A 2,368-nucleotide genomic window follows, 5' to 3' on the forward strand; every position below is an offset into this window, starting at 1 on the left:
ATCATATAGGTGTCAGTGCTCATGACTTGTTGGATTTTTTGAACAATTGGCATGCGGCAATTGATATACGCATGCATTTGTCCCGCGTGTCGCCAGATCGCGCGGTTATTAATCTCTTGCTCAAAGGAGATACCCGCTGTCCAGTGATGGGTGGCGGGTTTTTTATTCCGGGTGCCTTATAAGCCGAGGTGGTGCTTGAACGTACCCGATGATTATTAGAGTGATTTTATGCACTACTACCAGTTCAACATTGCTGATTACAGAAAGGATACGGTTCATTTGACACCGATAGAGCATTACATCTACCGGACGTTAATTGACTGGTATTACCTGGATGAATCTCCAATACCGAAAGAAACCCAGTTGGTTTTGAGACGGTTACAACTTGGTAGCGAACACAAAGAAAATCTTGAAAATGTGTTCAATGACTTCTTTGTATCGACTGAAAAAGGATGGCTGCACAAACGTATCGAAACCGAGATCAGTGGCTATTCTGATAAATGTGAGCGGAATAGGGCTAATGGAAAGCGAGGCGGTAGGCCAAAAAAAACCCAGTCGGTTTTAATCGCTAACCAAAACGAAAGCGAACAAAACCCTAACCATGAACCATTAACCAGTAAACCAATAACCAATGAGGTTTTAAGTGAGAGAGTAAATAAACTACCCGGTAATCAGGTGGAATCCCACTCGCAAACCGACTCGCTCTCGTCGAAATTGATTGATCCCGGCTTTACTCCGAATGAAGCCGCAAAGCTGATGGCAAGGCAGAAAAACCTTGATATTGAACAGGAAACTGAAAAATTTATTGCTCATTACGTGGCAAACGGGGTGATGAAATCGGACTGGCAAGCGCAGTTCAGGAAATGGTTGTTGCATGCTGAACAATTGCGTTTTGATGCGAAAGAAAGGTCCTCTTCAGCAAAAAACAAATCTAAAAACAACGGAGTAGGTAATCATGGCAAATACCAAGCAATCGAGTCAGCGTGAACATGGTTTGACGCAATTGAGTGATTTTCTGCATGACGGGAGGACTGTCTTGGTTGCGAAAAATAGCTTGTTTCCTGTTTTGGAGACACGCTTTTGTGAAAAACACGGCGAGTATCCGATTAACAAACAGGATGAATCTGGAGAAGTCCGTTATTTCCCTGGTGGTTGCCCAAAATGCCAAAAAATAGCCGATTCAGAGCGGCTTCTGACGGATTGCAACATAGCGAAAAGATTCCTTGGTTGCACGTTTGAAAACTTTGTCGCGGATACGGATCTGAAAGTCTCAATCGTTGCCAAGTGCCGTGAGTACGCAGACAAATTTGCCGAGTATCACGAAAAAGGCGGGTGCATGCTTCTGTGCGGAGATCCGGGTACCGGCAAGAATCATCTGGCCACTGCGGTATGCAGGCAAGTTCTCGATTCTGGCTATTCGGTCCTGCGTATCAAGGCTGCTGAATACTTAGATGAATACTGGTCGAAAGGGTTCGATCAGCGCGATGGCTGGTTAAAAGCATTAGCAAAAGTCGATCTGCTGATGATCGATGAAATAGGCCGAAGCAGTGACGCCAAGGCCGCCAAGGATGCATTTTTCCGATTAATAGATGCCAGGTATGAAAACCAATTGCCTACGTTGATGGCAACGAATCTGGACCGTGAGGGAATGATTGAAGTGCTCGGCTGCGCGGCATACGACCGGCTTACCCAGGGTGGAAGCATTAGGCTAACGCTCAATTGGGAAAGTTACAGGAATCAGGTGTAAGCGGTTGGTTAAATTAGAAATGCTTGCAGACCACCTGGACCCGGCATTAATCGAATACGTTGAAGCAGTTGTTACCGGGTTTCTGTTGGTTGTTGGCGTTACGTCAGCGGTTATTTTGCTGGTTGATTTTTTAAGGAAATAAGCAATGGAAATCATTTTCTTGGTACTTGTGTTGGCAGCATTGGTGGGAGTCGTTGTGTACGCACACTTCGACAACAAGCGGTGCGAATCCGACATGCAGGAGTTAATCGATTCTGCTTTTGATTCTTTGATGAAGATGTTCGAAAGAATCTGACATGGAAAAGCGGCTGCCAACAGTGAAAGAGGCTATCGAGTACCTGAACAAGTGCCATACGCGGGAATACATGGACGACTGTATTGCGTTTTGGTTGGGGAAGGGCACTCAGCCTGGGTTTGAAGAGGCGGTGCGTGCGGGGTTGAGAAAGAAATGAGCGCATTACCAAAAGAACAGGAATTCAAAAAGCCAAGTCGCAAGCCTGAATATGTGTTTTTGCGCTGGAACGGGAAAAGTTTTGACCCTGCAGATGCTACGGCAGAACGTCAGTTGCGCGAAAAAAAATTAAGCGTAGGTCAGGTTGTTAGAGCGGTTATAAGAAAACT

Annotated in this window: 5 protein-coding genes; all 5 read left to right on the plus strand. The window is 45.5% G+C overall.

The annotated features are described in order from the left end of the window. Window positions 1-182 (plus strand): hypothetical protein (locus tag BMX44_RS17010; RefSeq protein WP_218144005.1); only part of this gene is annotated, 182 nt, incomplete at its 5' end. A 46-nt stretch (window positions 183-228) separates the two neighbouring features. Beyond that, complete coding sequence (locus tag BMX44_RS16285; RefSeq protein ID WP_090634985.1) at window positions 229-987, plus strand: YdaU family protein; 759 nt, start codon at window positions 229-231, stop codon at window positions 985-987. Beyond that, the gene (locus BMX44_RS16290) at window positions 956-1,747 is read left to right on the plus strand and encodes an ATP-binding protein (protein WP_090634987.1); all 792 of its coding nucleotides are present in this window, start codon (window positions 956-958) and stop codon (window positions 1,745-1,747) included. The genes BMX44_RS16285 and BMX44_RS16290 overlap by 32 nt, the downstream gene beginning before the upstream one ends. 4 nt (window positions 1,748-1,751) lie before the next feature. Further along, window positions 1,752-1,889 carry a hypothetical protein gene (locus BMX44_RS17015; RefSeq protein WP_177167802.1) on the plus strand — a complete coding sequence of 46 codons (138 nt, stop codon included), beginning with the start codon at window positions 1,752-1,754 and terminating at the stop codon, window positions 1,887-1,889. Between the two features lie 3 nt (window positions 1,890-1,892). After that, window positions 1,893-2,042 (plus strand): hypothetical protein, encoded by a 150-nt coding sequence (locus tag BMX44_RS17020; protein ID WP_177167803.1) that lies wholly within the window; start codon window positions 1,893-1,895, stop codon window positions 2,040-2,042. Window positions 2,043-2,368: the final 326 nt, after the last annotated feature.

It is taken from the genome of Nitrosomonas marina, from assembly GCF_900110145.1.
GTDB classification, from domain to species: domain Bacteria; phylum Pseudomonadota; class Gammaproteobacteria; order Burkholderiales; family Nitrosomonadaceae; genus Nitrosomonas; species Nitrosomonas marina.